The following is a 17,301-nucleotide window of genomic DNA, read 5'->3' as shown; positions in this document are numbered from 1 at the left end:
TCTGGATGGCAAATGCTATCGCTTCCTGTACGCAATAGTCCGACACATGGTCGTTGACCCACCGACTCACGGGGCTACCGTTACTCCCCGTGTGAAATTTTCACACGCACAGCGCTGACTGGCCTAGAGGGATCGTGCGGGACACCGCAGTTGCAGTTCAGGGTGAGGACAGATGACCGCACCGGTTGGCCGGCCGCTCCAGTGGGGGCGGCCAGGAAAGTAGTCGTTACTGCTCATCCCTACCGGCAAGAGGTGATGTCATGAACACCCAATCGGTCTCGGTTACCGCCTTCGCGCCCCTGAAGGCACTTCGCACCACCGCTCCGTTATCCGCGTTCCTGGCGCTTTCCCTCGGTCTAGTTGGCCAGCAGGCCGAGGCCGCGAAAGATGCCGGCTGCGAAGGCGGCGGGTTCTCCGTGTCGCTTCCGAGCGGGACGCTCGCTGGTCCAACAGAAACCGTGGTGCCCGCCAGTTCGGTGGGCGCCAGCTTCCTCGTTCAAGGCAAGTTCGTAACCTTCGAAGTCGATGCGGCCACGCTGGGTGTCCGCAACTACACCATGACGGGAGCACCCAATCCGCTGGACATGACCGGCGGTGTTCCAACCACGATATTTGCCAGCAAGACCCCCAATCTCGTCGGGGTGACGCTGAACAGCGACCTGACGGTCGAGATTGCTGGCACCGACGTTCTGCTGCAAAGGAACGGCCCCGGCGTGAGCATGAAGATCCAGGCAAAGGACTGCGCCCAGGGCGGCATCTTCCAGATGGAGCCGGCGCGTGCCGATGGCACCACCACCGATTTCACCCATGTGCTGGCCGACGGGGTGTTCTTCTTCGACAACCCGAACTTCAGAAACCCGCCGCCGCTGCCAATCTGCACGCCGCCTGACTTCACTCCGCAGTGCTACCCGGTTCCGGTGACGCCCCGGATCAATTTTGCCAATGACCTTTCGCCCAGGTTTGTGGGGCGAGACAGTCCCCAGGTCGCCACCCGCATCAGTCAATCCGGCAATGTTTCGGTGTGGCGCGTGGCCAGCGGTGGGCGAATGGGTGGTGTGCTGGGCGAAGACTCGGTCGAGGTTGGCTTCCCACCCACCACCTGCGTCCAGAACTGTCAGGCCCAGAACCGAGTCCGCGGCAAGTTCCCGGTGCTTGGATTCCCGTTCCCGGTGCCCGACGCGAGCCGGCTTGCGCCGAGTTCGCCTTGAGGCAATGAGTGGGCCGGCAGACCGCCCTTGGCGGTTTGCCGGCCCGGTTGTAGCGCTTTTCCGAGGGACTGTTGTTCGGGAGGGGACGTGTCCGGGGATCGGGATCGGCGCTCCAACATCCTGGTGATGCGATGGGCATCGCGAAACCCATCGACCATCGCCGATGGGTTTCGCTCCGCTCCAGCGGAACGCCGTCCGCCACATGCTACTGGGCTGGCGCTGGGCGCGCTTCGTGTGAGGATTTCGCGTGGTACCAGGGGCGCTGCAAGCGCAGCACCAACTGGTCGATCTGCGGCACCAGCAGGTTGGCGGCCAGCACGGCGAAGCAGAGACCATCGGCATAAAGCCCGAATTCGCGAATCAATTCAGTCACCGCGCCAATGGCCACGCCGAAGAGGATGCGACCGCCACGTGTATTGGGACTGGTGACCGGATCGGTGGCGATGAAAAACGCGGTGAAGAGGTAGCCACCGAGACTGAGGTTGTACACGGCTTCCTGTGGCGTATGGCCGGCCGCCAGGCACAGCACCACGGTGCTGGCGAGCATCGCCAGCGGAATCTCGATTCGGATCACCCGCAGGAGAGCCAGTATCAAACCGCCGGCGATATAGCCGTACCCCGACAGGTTGGGGGTGATCAGGGTGAACTGGTTCTTGGCCAACTGCGTGGCGCCGGCGAACGCATCGAGGTCAAGGCGTGGCGCCAGCTGCAGCTGCTGCAGAAGAACCGCCTTGGCGTCCAGGGTGAGGGTCCAGGGGGCATAGTTCGAGGGCGCGGGGTACAACTGCTGGTAGAAGCAGATCGCGATGATCCCCAGGCCAACCATGGCGGGGTTGAGGCGATTGCGACCAAGGCCTCCGCTGCCGTGCTTGCACAGGGCGAGCGCGGCAAAACTGGCCACGGCGATCATCCACAGCGGCACCAGCAGCGGCAGTGCCCGAGCCAGAATCAGGCCCAGCACCAGCCAGCTCAGGTCACTCAAACCCTCGCGTACCTTCTGTCCGCGCAGGCGCAGCAGGCCGGCTTCGAAGCCCAGGGCGAGCAGCACGCACCAGAAGGTCTGCAACCAGACCACGCTGCCAAATTGCCAGGCGTACAGGACGGTGCCCGGCATGATGCACAAGCTGACCAGCAGCATCACCGTGCGGAGTTTGTGCGGGGTAGGACGGCGTATCAGGCTCATGCGCGCAGCTCCGTCTTGCTCTGGCGGAAGGTTTCGCGCAGCGGGATATTGCTCGGACAGGTGCTGCTGCAGCTGCCGCATTCGATGCAGGCATCCAAGCGCAGTTCCTGCAGGCTGATCTTGTCGAGGCGTTGCGCGGCCTCGTAGAGATCCAGCGGTCTGAGCGACATCGGGCAGACATCCACGCAGCGCGTGCAGCGAATGCAGCTGCCTGCGGGTTGGGGTTCCGGCAGGTAGCGCTCGGCGCCGAAGATCAGGCAACTGCTGGTCTTGCTGATGACGGCAGCGGGGTCCGGCAGCGGCAGTCCCATCATCGGGCCGCCGACCTGGGTCCACTGGCCTTCGGCGGTCGCGCCGGCAATCTCGCGCAGTGCGCTGACCGGGTAACCCACCGGCACCAGGACATTCCCGGGGCGCTCGCAGTCCCCGGTCAGCGTCAGCACGCGCCTTACAAGGGGTTCGCCGTGGAAGACGGCTCGTCCCAGTGCATAGAGCGTCGCGACATTCAGCGCCAATACGCCGATCTCGGCGGGCAGGGCCCCTGGCGCCAGATTGCGGCCACTCAGGCTCTTGATCATCAACGGCTGCCCCCCTGCCGGGTAACGCTCCGGCAGCGGACAGACCTCGACCGGCGTGCGCGCCTGGCGAGCGGCGGCACGTAACGCGGCCATCGCCTCAGGCTTGTTGGTTTCGATACCGAAGCGGGTCAGCGTTACGCCCATCAGCGTGGCGAGATAGTCGGCGACCTCGATCAGCGCCTCGGCACGTTCGCGCATGAGACGGTCATCGCAGGTCAGGAAGGGTTCGCACTCGGCACCGTTGATCAGCAGCAGGTCGGGCTGCTGGGCGCCGGCCAGCTTGAGGCCCGTCGGGAAACCCGCACCACCCAGGCCAACGATGCCCATCTGCAATGCCCGTTCGACCAGCGCCTCCGGCGTTTGCGGCAGCTCCAGCACCGGGCGTTCGATCCACTCGTCCAGACCGTCTGCGTTCAGGATGACGGACATGACCGGCTCGGCCGAGTCGGCCGCGAAGGCGAGATCAATCCGTTCCACGATGCCGGAGGTGCTGGCATGCACCCACGGGGTGGTGTCATCGCCGATTCCGATCACCTCGCCCTTGCGCACACGCTGTCCCGGCTCAACGCAGGCCTGGACACTGCGGCGACCCCGCTCGAGCGGGATGGCCAGCTGTTCGGTTCCGACTTCGATCAGGGCAACCGGCGTGGCGTTGGATAATTGCTTGTAGCCTCTGAGCTTGAGACCGCCGTGCCAGCTACGCTGTGAGGGTGAGGCGATGGCCAGCAGGCGGCGCAAGAAGGGCTTCTGCTGCGGCTGACGCTGGGTGCGGACGGGGTTCTGCGTGCGCTCGACGCTCTGCAACGAATGGCTAGACATGTTCTGTCCTCCAATTTTTTGGGGCAAAAGACATCCCAATGCGCTATTGCACATGATGGTTTTTTGCTTCCGGGAAATTGAGCGAATCGCGAGGGCGACACTCGATAACTGACGGGACTAAGAGCACCGAAAGAATGCTTTGTTCAGTTTTTGATCATTTTTCCGGATGAACGGTAGGCCAATTGCCATCCTACGGGGGAGCGTCGGAACGGTGTCAGGCCGCGATGGGGCGGCCGGAACAGAGAGGTGTCGAGTGATGCGCGCAAGCCTGCTGGTGATGCTGTTGGCGTTGCTCTATGGCTGCGGCGAACGGATCGAGCAGCTTTCCGGGCCGACCATGGGGAGCACGTATTCGATCCAGTACGTACCCACCGCGCAAACGCCCGACGCGCAGCGCGTAAAGGCCGAAGTCGAGACGATACTCGGGGCGCTCGACCAGCAGTTCTCCGGTTGGCGCGGCGACTCCGTGGTTTCCCGCTTCAACGAGCTACCGGCCGGCGGCTGTCAGGCCGTGCCGGACGATATGCGTCGCTTGCTGGAGTACGGTGAGGTGCTGTCCCGAGAGAGTGGCGGGGCTTACGACCTGACGGTGCTGCCCTTGATGAACCTCTGGGGCTTCGGTCCGCAGTCGCGGGGGGAGAAGGTACCGGACGCGAGTGCGCTGGCTCGGGAGCAGGCGCGGGTAGGGCACCAGCACTTGCGCCTGGAGGGCGACAAGCTGTGCAAGGATGTGGCGGCGCAACTGGATTTCGACAGCGTGGTCGCCGGCTATGCGGTGGATCGGGTCGGCGACAGGCTTTCGGCCCTGGGTATCCAGTCCTATCTGGTCGAGATCACCGGCGAACTCAAGGCAATTGGCCGCAAGCCGGATGGTTCGCCCTGGCGCATCGCCTTGGAAGTGCCGACCGGCGGCAGCGAGCCGCAAGTGGAGCGCGCCATTGCACTGGATGGCTACGGCGTTTCCACCTCCGGCGATTACCGCAACTATTTCGAGGAAGGTGGCCAGCGCTATTCGCACACCTTCGACCCACGTGTCGGCAGGCCGGTGAAGCACGCGCTGGCGGCCGTGACGGTGGTCGACCCTTCGGCGCTGCATGCCGACGGCTTGTCTACGGTGTTGATGGTGCTCGGCCCGGACGAGGGCTATGCCTTCGCCCAGCAACATGACGTCGCCGCCTATTTCATCATGCGCCAGGGGCAGGGTTTCGTGGCCCGGGCGACGCCGCGATTCGAGTCGTTGTTTCCCGAGACGAAGCAGTAGTTGACGGAAAGCTCGCCTTGCCAACCTCGAACATCGCGCTCCCGCCAGCGGTCAAGGCACCTGCACAGCCTTGAACAGGTGCCTTACGGCCTTGTGGCAGTCCTGGTCGTCCAGGGCGTCCAGACGGAACCAGCGACATTCAGCAATTTCGTTGAGCGGCTGCGGAGTCCGGGACGTGGGAAGCTGGGCATGGAAGATGTGATGGAGGGTTTCGAACAGCTCAAGCTGGGTGACGAAATCGAGCTGGTCCGCTTCCAGTCCGATTTCCTCCAGCAGCTCGCGTTGAGCCGCCTGCGGCGGCGCCTCGTCAGGCTCGACCCGTCCCCCTGGAAGGTTCCATTTCTTCTGCATCTTGCGGACGAGCAGAACTTCATCATCTCGACGGCAGATCACCGTCGCTCGAACCTTGAGTGCACTGTCCATCGTTGCTCCTTGCCACGTGAGCGTTCCCTTGTTTCGACCCTGAGCGTGGTGGATGAGTCACCGTAATGGTCAAACGGTCGTGCATGCCGTTCGATGAATGCGGTGACCTTGGCGCAGTTGGGCTGCGTGTTGAATCTGGCGCCCCAGCACCACTGGCGGTCGGGCACGGATAACTGAAGGCCCGGACCACGCTTTAGAGTGCCCAGCATGCTTCCCTGGCTGCGATGGCGCCCCGTACGGCTATGGCAGCGCTTTTAGGAGAATGCCATGCCTGCCCTCACGGAAACTGACCGCCATTTCATTTCCGCCGTCCATGCCCTGATGCGTGAGTACAACGTCAGTCGGTCTCAGCTGCTTGCGATGCTGGATCGAAACACCCGGCGGGCGGTGCCGGGTCCGACGCCTCAACCGCTTAAGACGTACCTCAATCCGCACACTCAACAATCCATCCAGGTTCGCGCGTGCCGGAACCTGACCTATCGGGCCTGGGTGGCCGAATATGGCGATGCGACCGTTGCAACCTGGCAGATCGAGCCGGGGCGGATTCGCAAGAAAAAGAGTGAACGCTCCACCAGGTGAGCTCTCAGGAACCGCTGGCGCAGTGCGTCGCTGTCAGCTCGTGCCCTCTCCCTCACAGGGAGAGGGCAGGCGCCAGGCTCAGGCGTGGTGAATCTCCCGATCCTTGGTTTCCGGCAGGAAGAAGGTGCCGAGAATGGCCGTCATCACGGCGATGACGATGGGGTACCACAGCCCGTAGTAGATATCCCCGGTGGCCGCGACCATCGCGAACGCTACCGTTGGCAGGAAGCCGCCAAACCATCCGTTGCCGATGTGGTAGGGCAGTGACATCGACGTATAGCGGATGCGTGCCGGGAAGAGTTCCACCAGCCAGGCGGCGATCGGGCCGTAGACCATGGTCACGTAGATCACCAGGATGGTCAGGAGCAGCAGCACCATCAGGTAGTTGGTCTGGGCCGGGTCGGCCTTTTCGGGGTAGCCGGCTTCCTTGAGGGCGGTGCCGAGGGTGGCGGTGAAGGCTTCGTTCTGTGTCTTGAACTCGGCGGCCGGCAGGCCGGTGCCTTCGAAGCTCGGGATCAGCTTGTCGCCGATGCGGATTTGCGCGACGGCGCCAGGCTCAGCCGTTTCGTTCTCGTACGGAATGGCCTTCTTCGCCAGCAGGCTCTTGGCCAGGTCGCAGGAACTGGTGAATTTGGCCTTGCCCACCGGGTCGAACTGGAACGAGCACTGGCCAGGATCGGCGACCACGGTGACCGGGTATTGGGCCTGGGCGGCGAACACCGCCGGGTTACCGAATTCGGTAAGGCCCTTGAAGATCGGGAAGTAGGTCAGTGCGGCGAGGATGCAGCCGGCAATGACGATTTTCTTGCGGCCGATCTTGTCGGAGAGGCTGCCGAAGAAGATGAAGAACGGCGTGCCGAGCAACAGGGAGCCGGCGATCAGCAGGTTGGCGGTCTGCGGGTCGATCTTGAGGGTCTGCAGCAGGAAGAACAGCGCATAGAACTGCCCCGTGTACCAGACCACGGCCTGGCCGGCGGTGCCGCCGAGCAGGGACATGATCACCACCTTGAGGTTTTCCCAGCGGGCGAAGGATTCGGTCAACGGCGCCTTGGAAGCCTTGCCTTCGGCCTTGATCTTCTTGAACACCGGCGACTCGTTGAGCTGCAGGCGGATGTACACGGAGATGACCAGCAGCAGGATCGACAGCAGGAACGGAATCCGCCAGCCCCAGGCCTCGAAGGCTTCGGTGCCGAGGGAGACGCGGCAGGCGAGGATCACCAGCAACGACAGGAACAGGCCGAGGGTCGCGGTGGTCTGGATCCACGAGGTGAAGAAGCCGCGCTTGCCCTGTGGCGCATGTTCCGCCACGTAGGTCGCCGCGCCGCCGTACTCGCCGCCCAGGGCCAGGCCCTGCAGCAGGCGCAGGGTGATCAGGATGATCGGCGCCGCCACGCCGATGGCGGCGTAGCTGGGCAGAACGCCCACTACGGCGGTGGACATCCCCATGATCACGATGGTGATGAGGAAGGTGTACTTGCGCCCGATCATGTCACCCAGCCGGCCGAACACGATGGCGCCGAAGGGGCGGACCGCGAAGCCGGCGGCGAAGGCGAGGAGGGCGAAGATGAAGGAAGTGGTCTCGTTGACGCCGGCGAAGAAGTGCTTGGCGATGATCGCGGCGAGGGAGCCGTAGAGGTAGAAGTCGTACCACTCGAACACGGTACCCAGGGACGAAGCGAAGATGACCTTGCGCTCCTCCTTGGTTATCCCGCGGTTGGGCGTGCTTCCCGTGGATGTTGTAGCAATCGTTGCCATGAGTGTTCTCCGCCTTGTTCTTGTTGTAGGCCGGAGCACTTCACTGCCATTGCCGCGCTCAGGCCCAGGGCCAAAGTCATCGGGATACCGCTTGCGCGATGCACATAGACAGGTGACCTCGTCGAATCGCGACAAGTTCCAGGAGAAATAATAGTAATCACGTGACGCAGTTGCCTGCCCGTCGCCCCATCTGGACGCGGGATGACGCGCAGGCGAACCGCCGGGTCAGAACGCTCAGATTTCGAGCTGTCGGGCGGAGCGAAGCGACATCCAGCGTTTGTACTGACGCACCTTGATGGCCGTGCTGAACTGCTCCTTCAGGAGTGCCCACAGCGGGGAAACCTGCGGATGGGTCGGCCGCCCCAGGCTGAGCCGCCGGAGTTGGAACTTGACCATCGCCATGTAGGCAAGCGCGCCAAACCCCTTGTTTTTCCAGGTGATCGGCCGCAGGTTGGGTGCGCTGTTCTTGCCGGTCTTCCAGTCGCGGGGAAGGTTCGGGTTTATCGACAGTGCGGTACCAATACCCGCCACGGCGATGCCGCTCTCGATGACCTGTTCCGCCACCGCCTGGCGGCGTATCCCGCCCGTCACCATCAGGGGCATGCGGGCGACGCCGGCGATGTCGCGCGCAAACTCCAGGAAGTAGGCTTCACGGGCCAGCGTGCGACCGTCGCGGGCTTCACCTTGCATGGCGGGTGCTTCGTAACTGCCACCGGACAGCTCAACCAGGTCGACCGCCAGATCATTCAACTGCTCGACCACATACTTGGCGTCGTTCGGGCTGAAACCACCGCGCTGGAAGTCAGCGGAGTTCAGCTTCACGGAAACGACGAGCCCGGGCGATACCGCTTCGCGCACGGCGGTGACGATGCGAAGCAGCAACCGCGCGCGATTTTCGATGCTGCCGCCCCACTGGTCGTTGCGCTTGTTGACCAGCGGCGAGAGGAACTGGCTGAGCAGATAGCCGTGGGCAGCGTGAACCTGAACGCCGGTGAAGCCCGCGTACTCCGCCAGTTGTGCCGTGCGTACGAAGCGCCGGACGACGTCCTCGATGTCCGCTTCCGTCATTTCCTTCGGCACCGGGAACTGCTTGGAAAGCGACCCGAGGTCCATCGCCACGGCTGACGGGGCGAGGGTCTGTTGGCCCATTGCCGCCGTCATCTGGCGGCCGGGATGGTTGATCTGCATCCAGACCTGGGCGCCGCCGGATCGGGCGACATCGGCCCAACGCTTGAAGCGGCCGAGGTGCTGCTCATCTTCCAGCACGACGCCACCGGGGCCGGTCATGGCACGGCTGTCCACCATGACATTGCCGGTCAGCATCAGACCCACGCCACCCTTGGCCCAGGCCTGATACAGGCGAATCAGCTCATCCGATGGGGCGTGGTCCGGATCGGCCATGTTTTCCTCCATGGCGGCCTTCCCGAGTCGGTTCGCAATCACTGCCCCGTTGGGCAGCGTCAGGGGAGTAAACAGGTTCATCGGCTCTCACCTCGTTGGACGATGGAAAGGAGCCTAAGCTTTAAGTCAACTTTAAGGTCAAGAGGTTTTGCAGCATCGAATGAACATTGGCCAATCGGCCAATCAATCGCGAGTGCAGCCTTGAGCTGCCGTGCGCTCGCCTCACGCTGGCAGATGCACCCTGCGGTGTACCCGGAAACTGGAGGCACTCACATGAAAATCATCGTAATCGGCGGCACGGGCCTGATAGGCACCCAACTCTGCAACGCCCTACGGCAGCGGGGGCATGACGTCCTGGCGGCCTCACCCAGAACCGGCGTCAACGCCCTGACCGGAGAAGGCCTGCAAGCGGCGCTTGCCGGCGCCGAGGTCGTCGTCGACGTCGCGAACTCGCCGTCTTTCGACGACGCCGCCGTACTGGAGTTCTTTCAGGTATCCGGGCGCAATCTGCTCGCCGCGGAGAAGGCGGCAGGGGTGAAGCACCATGTCGCACTCTCCGTGGTCGGTACGGAGCGGATGCTCGCCAGTGGTTACTTCCGCGCCAAGATGGCCCAGGAGGAATTGATCGAGCACTCGGGGGTTCCCTACACCATCCTCCGGGCCACGCAGTTCTACGAGTTCATCGGCGCCATCGCCCAGTCCGGCGCCGAGGGCGACAGCATCCGCCTGCCCGCAGCCGCATTGCAGCCGATCGCCTCGGCCGATGTGGCGGCAGCACTGACCAATATTGCCGAGCAATCAGCGGCCAACCAGACCGTGGAAGTTGCCGGGCCCGACAGAAAGCCTCTCGTCGCATTCGTGAGGACCTATCTGCAACACAACGGGGACTCACGGGAGGTGATCGCGGATGCCCAGGCCACCTACTTCGGTGCGCCAATCGACGATCAGTCGCTGACCCCCAGCGACGATCCGATTACCGGAACCATCCCGTTCGAGGCATGGCTCAAGGACGCTGCCGCGCTTCACTAGCGGGTGCGCCAGCGGGATGCCCATGGAAGGGCGGCCCGGCGCCGCATCGGCCTTAGAGCCAACGGCGAACGCGGGCTCGATAGTCGTTGAAGGACTGACCGAACAGGCCCTCCAGTGCCCGCTCTTCCGGACCGATCTGGAAGCGGTTGATGTAGAGCACGAACCCGACGACGCCCAGCAGCGCGATGGGGGAAGCGAGGTAGATGGACCACGCGACCAGGGCGGTGGCGAAGCCGAGGTACATCGGGTTGCGCGTATGGTTGTAGATGCCGGAGCTGACCAGGGCGGTGGCCGTCTCCGGCTGGAACGGGTTGACGGTGGTCCTGGCGTGACGAAACGACAGGATGCCGGCCACGCAGACCGCGATCCCTGCCAGCAGCACCACCACCGAGACGCCGATGCGCCAGCCGCCTGCCTCGCCAGCCGGTACCCAACGGGCGATCAGCCACATCAGCAGCGCGAAAAGGATGGCAATCAGGGGCGGTGGCAAGCGGTGTTCCAGCCAGTTCATGGTCTCGGTTCCTTGTGTGATTGATCCCGGCCGGAGACCCGCAAAACGGAGCTCCGACCGCATTCCATACCCGCCAGCCCAATGCGGCCGGCGGCGCCCCTGGAATCTAGCACCGGCGTTCTGGCTGTGCAGCCAACGCTAATCGATGCACGTTGTATCGGGTAGGGTGCGCCGCGCGCACCAGCGGCTGAACGCAGCGCAGTGGCTACAACGTGGTTTCTCATGCGGATTCTCCGGCCCTGGTTTGCCCGATGGGTTGGCTCAGCGTGCGGCGCCGCATCAGCCAGTACGCCGCAGGGATCACGAACAGGGAGAGCAGCGGCGCGGTGATCATGCCGCCGACCATGGGAACCGCGATTCGGCTCATCACCTCGCTGCCGGTACCGCCGCTCCAGAGGATCGGGAGCAGGCCGGCGATGATCACGGCGACGGTCATCGCCTTGGGGCGGACACGCTGGACGGCGCCTTCCCGAATGGCGCCTGCCAGGGCCTGATTCGTGGTTTGCCCCGCGTCCTCCCGCTCGGCCCAGGCGTTTTTCAGGTAGAGCAGCATGATCACGCCGAACTCCGCGGCGACGCCCGCCAGGGCGATAAAGCCGACACCGGTGGCGACCGACAGGTTGAAGCCCATGAGGTAGAGCAGCCAGACCCCGCCGGTCAGCGCAAAGGGCAAGGTGGCCATGATCAGCAAGGCCTCATCGAAGCGCCCGAACGTGAGGTAGAGCAGGACGAAGATGATCACCAGCGTCGCCGGCACCACGAGCTTGAGGCGGGCATTGGCGCGTTCCAGGAACTCGAATTGCCCCGAGTAGCTGATGCTCATGCCGGGGGACAGCTTCACCGACTGGTCCACCGCCCGGCGCAGGTCCTTCACCACCGACGCGAGGTCCCGTCCCCGCACGTCGATGTAGACCCACCCGGAGGGACGCGCGTTTTCGCTCTTGAGCATGGGCGGTCCATCGACGATGGACACCCTGGCGACCGCGCCAAGGGTGATTTGGCCGCCTGTGGCGGTGTAGATGGGCAGTTGCCGCAACGCTTCGATCGAGTCCCGCCACTCGCGCGGATAGCGCACGTTGATCGGATAGCGTGCCAGGCCTTCAACCGTTTCCCCGACGTTCGCGCCGCCAATGGCACTGGCCACGATGGCTTGCACGTCAGCGATGTTCAGCCCATAGCGAGCGGCTGCGTGGCGGTCGATGTCCAGGTCGATGTAGCGTCCGCCGGTCAGGCGTTCGGCGAGGGCGGAGGTCACACCGGGAACGGCCCGGGCGACACGCTCGATGGCCTGGGTGACCTGGTCGATGTCAGCGAGGCTGGTCCCGGAAACCTTGACCCCGATGGGGCTCTTGATGCCGGTCGCCAGCATATCGATGCGATTGCGGATCGGCGGAATCCAGATGTTGGTCAGGCCCGGCACCTTGACCGTGCGGTCCAGCTCCTCCACCAGCTTTTCGCTGGTCATGCCGGGCCGCCACTGATCCCTTGGCTTGAATCGCACCGTGGTCTCGAACATCTCCAGCGGCGCCGGGTCGGTTGCCGTTTCGGCGCGGCCGGCCTTGCCGAAGACGCTGGCGACCTCAGGAACGGTTTTGATCAGGCGGTCGGTCTGTTGCAGCAACTCCGAGGCCTTCTGGGCAGAGAGGCCGGGCAGGGCAGAGGGCATGTAGAGCAGGTCCCCCTCGTCCAGCGGCGGCAGGAACTCCCCACCCAGGCGCGACACCGGCCAGAGCGCGGTCAGGAAGGCGAGCAGCGCCACCACCAGGGTTGTCCGGGGGTGGCGCAGGACGGCATCCAGCGCGGGCTGGTACAGACGGATCAGCCCACGGTTGAGCGGATTGCTCTGCTCGGAGGGGAGCCGGCCGCGAATCCAGTACCCCATCAGCACCGGCACCAGCGTGACGGAAAGCCCGGCAGCGGCGGCCATGGCATAGGTCTTGGTGAAGGCGAGCGGGCCGAACAGCCGCCCCTCCTGGGCTTCCAGGGTGAAGACCGGGATGAACGACAGGGTGATGATCATCAGGCTGAAGAACAGGGCAGGGCCGACCTCCGCCGCCGCTTCAGTCATCACCCGCCAGTGCTGCTCGCCGCGCAGCTGTTCGCCGGGATGGCGGGCGTACCAGGCCTCGACCCGCCGATGGGCGTTCTCGATCATCACCACCGCCGCATCGACCATGGCGCCGATGGCAATGGCGATTCCGCCCAGGGACATGATGTTGGCGTTGATGCCCTGGTGGCGCATGACGGCAAACGCGATCAGTACCCCGACCGGCAGCGAGACGATGGCCACGATGGAGGAACGCAGATGCCAGAGGAATGCGGCGCAGACCAGGGCGACGACGATGAATTCCTCCACCAGCTTGTGGCTGAGGTTGCGAACCGCCCGCTCGATCAACTGGCTGCGGTCGTAGGTCGTGACGATCTCCACACCTTCCGGAAGGCTGCCCTTCAACGCGTCGAGCTTGGCCTTGACCGCGGCGATGGTGTCGCGGGCGTTCTTCCCGCTGCGCAGGATCACTACGCCGCCGACGGATTCGCCTTCGCCATCGAGCTCGGCGATACCGCGCCGCATTTCAGGGCCGAGCTGGACGGTCGCCACATCGCCCAGGGTGACGGGCGTGCCTCCCGGCGTCAGTTTCAGCGGCACGGCGCGGAAGTCGGCGAGGGTCTTCAGGTAGCCGGAGGCGCGGACCATGAACTCGGCCTCGCCCAGTTCCAGCACCGATCCCCCGGTTTCCTGATTGGCCTTGCCGATGGCGTCGACGACGTCCCCCTGGGTGATCCCCAGGCTGGCGAGGCGGATCGGGTCCACCTGCACCTGGTACTGCCGCACCATGCCGCCCACGGAGGCCACCTCGGCCACATTGGGCAGGCTCTTCAGTTCGAACTTGAGGAACCAGTCCTGGAGTGCCCGCAGTTGTGCGAGGTCGTGGGCGCCGCTGCGGTCGATCAGGGCGTACTGGAAGATCCAGCCCACGCCGGTGGCGTCCGGGCCGAGCGCCGGCTTGGCGGCGGCCGGCAGGCGGCCCTGCACCTGGTTGAGGTATTCGAGGACCCGCGAGCGCGCCCAGTACAGGTCGGTGCCATCCTCGAACAGGACATAGACGAAGCTGTCGCCGAAGAACGAAAACCCCCGGACCGTCTTGGCGCCCGGCACCGACAGCATGGTGGTGGCCAGTGGGTAGGTGACCTGGTTTTCGACGATCTGCGGGGCCTGGCCCGGGTAGCTGGTGCGGATGATGACCTGGACATCGGACAGATCGGGCAGCGCGTCGATCGGCGTGCTGCGCAGCGACCAGACGCCCCAGCCCACGGCGAACACGGTGGCGAGCAACACCAGGAAGCGGTTGGCCACCGACCAGCGGATCAGTTTCTCGATCATGGCGCGGCCTCCAGTTTCTGCACCTGCTCGATCAGCAGGCCGGAATCGGTCTCGCGCACCTTCACGCGGACGCGGTCTCCCGCCTTCAGCCCCTTGGCCAGCTCAGGGCTGGCCAGCGGGAAGGACATGGTCATGCCCGGCATGCCCAGGGTCTTGAACGGACCATGGGCGATGGTCAGCGCCTGGTCGCTCACTTCGACGAGGGTGGCCTCTGCCTCATGCAAGGCCGGCAACGCCGGGGGCGTTGGTGCCGTGGCCTGCGTCCTGGCTTCGATGCCGCGCAGACTGGCCTCGGAGTCGATCAGGAATTGCCCGGATGCCACCACCCGTTGCCCGGCTTGCAGGCCGGCGAGCACGGCCGTCTGGCCTTCGCTCTCTTGCCCGAGCTGGACTTCCACGGGGCGGAAACGGCCGTTCTCGTCGGCCAGCATCACCAGCGCGCGCTTGCCCGTGCGTATGACGGCTTCGCTGGGCACCAGCAGGGCGTCGCCCTGACTTTGCTGGTTCAACCGGACCTGAGCCGTCATGCCGGGCCGCAGGCGACCCGCCGGATTCTCCAGCTCGATGCGAACCCGCAGCGTCCGGCTTTGCGGGTCGGCCTCGGGAAGAATGGCGGCCAGTACGCCCCGCGTGATCTCTCCGGGCAGGGCCGGCAGCCGTGCTTCCACAGCCTGGCCGACCTTCAAGGTTGCGGCCTGGGCTTCCGGGACGGCCACCTCCAGCCAGACGCGCTGGATGCCGTTGATCCGGGCCAGCGTCTGGCCGGCAGCCAACGCCATGCCAGGGCGCACTTCGAGCTCGCGAATGACGCCGTTGATCGGGCTGGTCAGGGTCAGCACCGGCTCGGCCTTGCCACGACGTTCGACCCGCTGGATCAGCGCTGTCGGCATCCCGGCCAGTTGCATGCGCTGGCGCGCCGCGGCCAGCAACGCGGGGTCACCCGCGCGACGCAGCCCGAGGAATTCCTCCTGGGCCGCTGCCCATTCGGGAACCAGCACGTCGGCCAGCGGGGCACCGGCCGCGATCAGGTCGCCGGGTGCGCGGGCATAGGCGCGTTCGACGAAACCGCTGGCGCGGGCCTGGACCAGTGCCACGTCCCGTGCGTCGAAGGCCAGCACGCCGGTCACCTGAAGGGCCTGCTCCAGGGCGCCCTGGGTGACCGTGGCCAGCCGCACGCCGAGGTTCTGCTGGATATCCGGTGCGATGCGAACGGCGGCGTCCGCCCCCGCGTCGTCGGCGTATTTGGGGACCAGCTCCATGTCCATGAAAGGCGACTTGCCGGGCTGGTCGAAGTGCTGCTGCGGGTACATCGGGTCGTACCAGTAGAGCGGCTGGCGGCTGTCGGTGGGGTCGCCGGCACCGGTGGCGGCGATGGGGGCCGGTGGGTGCTCGCGGGTGGCGAACCAGTAGCCTCCGGCTGCGCCCACCAGCAGTGTCAGGCCCATCAGGGCCGGAAGTGTCCAGGTAGAACGGCTCATTGGCGGCCCTCCCCATAGGTGAAATACAGACGGGCCGCCGCCAGGGCCTGCTGCCCCTGCAGGTCGGTTTCCTTGAGCCGTGCCAGCACCAGTTCGCGGCGCGCCGCGATGACAGCGGCCAGCTCGGTCTTCCCGGCCCGGTAATCCGCCAGCGCCAGCTGCACCTTTTCCTCGGCGAGGGGGACCTGCGTGGACCGGCTGCGGTTCACCGCCCGATCCAGCCGCTGGTAGTCCGCCAGATCCGCTTCCAGTTGTTGGGCGTGCTCGCGCAGCAGTGCCTCGCGTTCGGCCTCCAGCTGGCTGACCTGGGCGCGCCGTGCCGCGATCTTCGGGTCCTGGCGGGTGCCGGCGAAGACCGGCAGATCGAAGGTGAATTGCACGGTCATCATGTCGCCGAACTCCCGTCCCCGGCGTTGATAGTCCAGCTCCCAGCTCCAGTCGGGCTTCTTCTCGGCTTCGGCCTCGCGCACCTGGGCCTCGGCTTCCCGGGTCATGGGGCCGTACGTCGCCAGTTCCGGGTGGCGATGCAGGGCGTGAAGGTAGTGGGAGGCGTCGATGGGCCAGCGCGGGAAATCACCGGAAAGGGGGAGGGCGGCGTCCGGGCCGATCCAGCGCTTCAGCGCAGCCCGTGCCTGGGCCAGTTGGAGCGCCAGCTCGTCCTGCTGCTCGGCCAATTGCGCCGCTTCCTGCCTGGGTTCCACGGCGTCCTGCGCCTGACCGCGCCCACCGGCCAGGCGGGCCCGGACGGCGTCCTCCAGAAGGCGGTTTTCACGGAAGAATCCGTCGAACTGGGCCAGCTTGCGTTCACCGGTATAGGCCGCGATCCAGGCCAGGGCGGTTTCCCGACGGACTTTCACCCGTTCGGCGTCCGCCTCGGCCGTGGCCCGTTCAACCGAAGCCTGGGCGGTGTCGATGCGGGCCTTGCGCTTGTCGCGGTTGGGCATTTCCTGCATCACGCCCACCATCTGCATGGTCATGAAGTCCTGATCCACGCTCCAGCGGTCCTCGCCTTCGATGGGGACGTTCTGCAGGCCCAGGGCCAACTTGGGGTCAGGCAGTTCACCGGCCGGAATCGCGGCGCTTTTCGCGGCGTCCAGCTTGGCGGTCTGCGCCGACAGGGAAGGGGCATTGCGTTCGGCCAGTTGCAGCGCATCGTCCAGCGTGAGCGATGCGCCGTGGCCCGGCAGGGCAAACAGCATCATTGCCAGGGCGGCAGACAGGCGCCGTCCGTGGCAAGGACTCAAGGAGGTCATCGGGTGAATCCTCTGAAATTTCAGCGCATAGGCGCGAACCCGCCGGCAATCACGCGTAATGCGGCAGGGCGTTCAGCTCGACAGAGGAATCAGGCGGTGGGTGGTCGCCAGAGATCGGCAGGTGAGCGGTCGGGCGCCGCTGCGGGAGGAGCGATGGCCAGCACAGGGCCGGTCAGGTCGACGGGCGGCTTCAGGACGGAAACCTGAAGCATGCTGCCCGTTTTGCATTCCTGGCCGGTCTTGCAGGCCTTCTTGCCATGCTCGGCCATCTTGCCCATGTCATGGCAGCAGTCCTGGTCCATGCCCGCCATGTGGCGCATGCCGGAGGCTTGCATTGGGCAGGGTTCGGTCGGCGCCTGGACGCCCGCCATCCCACTCAGGGGAAGCGACAGGCTGATCAGGAAGATGAAGAAAACGCGCAGGCACCGATTCATGCGGCGA

At 65.2% G+C, this 17,301-nt stretch carries 14 protein-coding genes; 4 read left to right on the top strand and 10 right to left on the bottom strand.

What is annotated here, in order from left to right; genetic code table 11:
• Window positions 1-260: 260 nt before the first annotated feature.
• Window positions 261-1,208 carry a hypothetical protein gene (locus tag TQ98_RS15260; RefSeq protein ID WP_044874406.1) on the top strand — a complete coding sequence of 316 codons (948 nt, stop codon included), beginning with the start codon at window positions 261-263 and terminating at the stop codon, window positions 1,206-1,208.
• Window positions 1,209-1,413: 205 nt separating this feature from the next.
• Here TQ98_RS15260 and TQ98_RS15255 read toward each other — a convergent pair whose 3' ends face one another.
• On the bottom strand, window positions 1,414-2,391 hold the full coding sequence (locus tag TQ98_RS15255; protein WP_044874407.1) for an RnfABCDGE type electron transport complex subunit D: 978 nt from the start codon (window positions 2,389-2,391) through the stop codon (window positions 1,414-1,416).
• Entirely contained in the window at window positions 2,388-3,788 is a 1,401-nt protein-coding gene (gene rsxC, locus TQ98_RS15250; protein WP_044874408.1) for an electron transport complex subunit RsxC, read from the bottom strand. Before rsxC ends, TQ98_RS15255 begins: the two co-directional genes overlap by 4 nt.
• Window positions 3,789-4,044: 256 nt before the next feature.
• Between rsxC and TQ98_RS15245 the strand changes: the two genes are divergently transcribed.
• Window positions 4,045-5,049 (top strand): FAD:protein FMN transferase, encoded by a 1,005-nt coding sequence (locus tag TQ98_RS15245; RefSeq protein WP_044874409.1) that lies wholly within the window; start codon window positions 4,045-4,047, stop codon window positions 5,047-5,049.
• 51 nt (window positions 5,050-5,100) lie between these two features.
• Here TQ98_RS15245 and TQ98_RS15240 read toward each other — a convergent pair whose 3' ends face one another.
• On the bottom strand, window positions 5,101-5,472 hold the full coding sequence (locus TQ98_RS15240) for an NUDIX domain-containing protein (RefSeq protein WP_044874410.1): 372 nt from the start codon (window positions 5,470-5,472) through the stop codon (window positions 5,101-5,103).
• Between the two features lie 267 nt (window positions 5,473-5,739).
• Between TQ98_RS15240 and TQ98_RS15235 the strand changes: the two genes are divergently transcribed.
• The gene (locus tag TQ98_RS15235) at window positions 5,740-6,051 is read left to right on the top strand and encodes a DNA binding protein (RefSeq protein WP_044874411.1); all 312 of its coding nucleotides are present in this window, start codon (window positions 5,740-5,742) and stop codon (window positions 6,049-6,051) included.
• Window positions 6,052-6,129: 78 nt separating this feature from the next.
• On the opposite strand, the gene TQ98_RS15230 is transcribed toward TQ98_RS15235, so the two are convergent.
• Entirely contained in the window at window positions 6,130-7,806 is a 1,677-nt protein-coding gene (locus tag TQ98_RS15230) for an MFS transporter (protein ID WP_044874412.1), read from the bottom strand.
• Between the two features lie 234 nt (window positions 7,807-8,040).
• The gene (locus TQ98_RS15225; protein WP_044874413.1) at window positions 8,041-9,288 is read right to left on the bottom strand and encodes an NADH:flavin oxidoreductase/NADH oxidase family protein; all 1,248 of its coding nucleotides are present in this window, start codon (window positions 9,286-9,288) and stop codon (window positions 8,041-8,043) included.
• A 192-nt stretch (window positions 9,289-9,480) separates the two neighbouring features.
• On the opposite strand from TQ98_RS15225, the gene TQ98_RS15220 reads away from it, so the two are divergent.
• Window positions 9,481-10,236, top strand: coding sequence for an SDR family oxidoreductase (locus TQ98_RS15220; RefSeq protein WP_044874414.1), 756 nt, complete (start codon window positions 9,481-9,483; stop codon window positions 10,234-10,236).
• Between the two features lie 52 nt (window positions 10,237-10,288).
• On the opposite strand, the gene TQ98_RS15215 is transcribed toward TQ98_RS15220, so the two are convergent.
• The 5 genes from TQ98_RS15215 to TQ98_RS15195 all read right to left on the bottom strand — a co-directional run bounded on the left by TQ98_RS15215 (window position 10,289) and on the right by TQ98_RS15195 (window position 17,294).
• On the bottom strand, window positions 10,289-10,747 hold the full coding sequence (locus TQ98_RS15215; RefSeq protein ID WP_044874415.1) for an isoprenylcysteine carboxylmethyltransferase family protein: 459 nt from the start codon (window positions 10,745-10,747) through the stop codon (window positions 10,289-10,291).
• A gap of 220 nt (window positions 10,748-10,967) precedes the next feature.
• A complete protein-coding gene (locus TQ98_RS15210; protein WP_044874416.1) occupies window positions 10,968-14,129 on the bottom strand; it encodes an efflux RND transporter permease subunit in 3,162 nt (1,053 codons plus the stop codon).
• Entirely contained in the window at window positions 14,126-15,607 is a 1,482-nt protein-coding gene (locus tag TQ98_RS15205) for an efflux RND transporter periplasmic adaptor subunit (RefSeq protein ID WP_103102978.1), read from the bottom strand. The genes TQ98_RS15210 and TQ98_RS15205 overlap by 4 nt, the downstream gene beginning before the upstream one ends.
• Complete coding sequence (locus TQ98_RS15200) at window positions 15,604-16,809, bottom strand: TolC family protein (RefSeq protein ID WP_242443210.1); 1,206 nt, start codon at window positions 16,807-16,809, stop codon at window positions 15,604-15,606. Before TQ98_RS15200 ends, TQ98_RS15205 begins: the two co-directional genes overlap by 4 nt.
• A 140-nt stretch (window positions 16,810-16,949) precedes the next feature.
• Window positions 16,950-17,294 carry a hypothetical protein gene (locus tag TQ98_RS15195; protein WP_044874420.1) on the bottom strand — a complete coding sequence of 115 codons (345 nt, stop codon included), beginning with the start codon at window positions 17,292-17,294 and terminating at the stop codon, window positions 16,950-16,952.
• Window positions 17,295-17,301: the final 7 nt, after the last annotated feature.

This window comes from Pseudomonas sp. LFM046 (assembly GCF_000949385.2).
GTDB lineage: Bacteria > Pseudomonadota > Gammaproteobacteria > Pseudomonadales > Pseudomonadaceae > Metapseudomonas.
The sequence above is the reverse complement of the archived record's forward strand: the minus strand, read 5'-3'. Positions and strand labels throughout refer to the sequence as shown.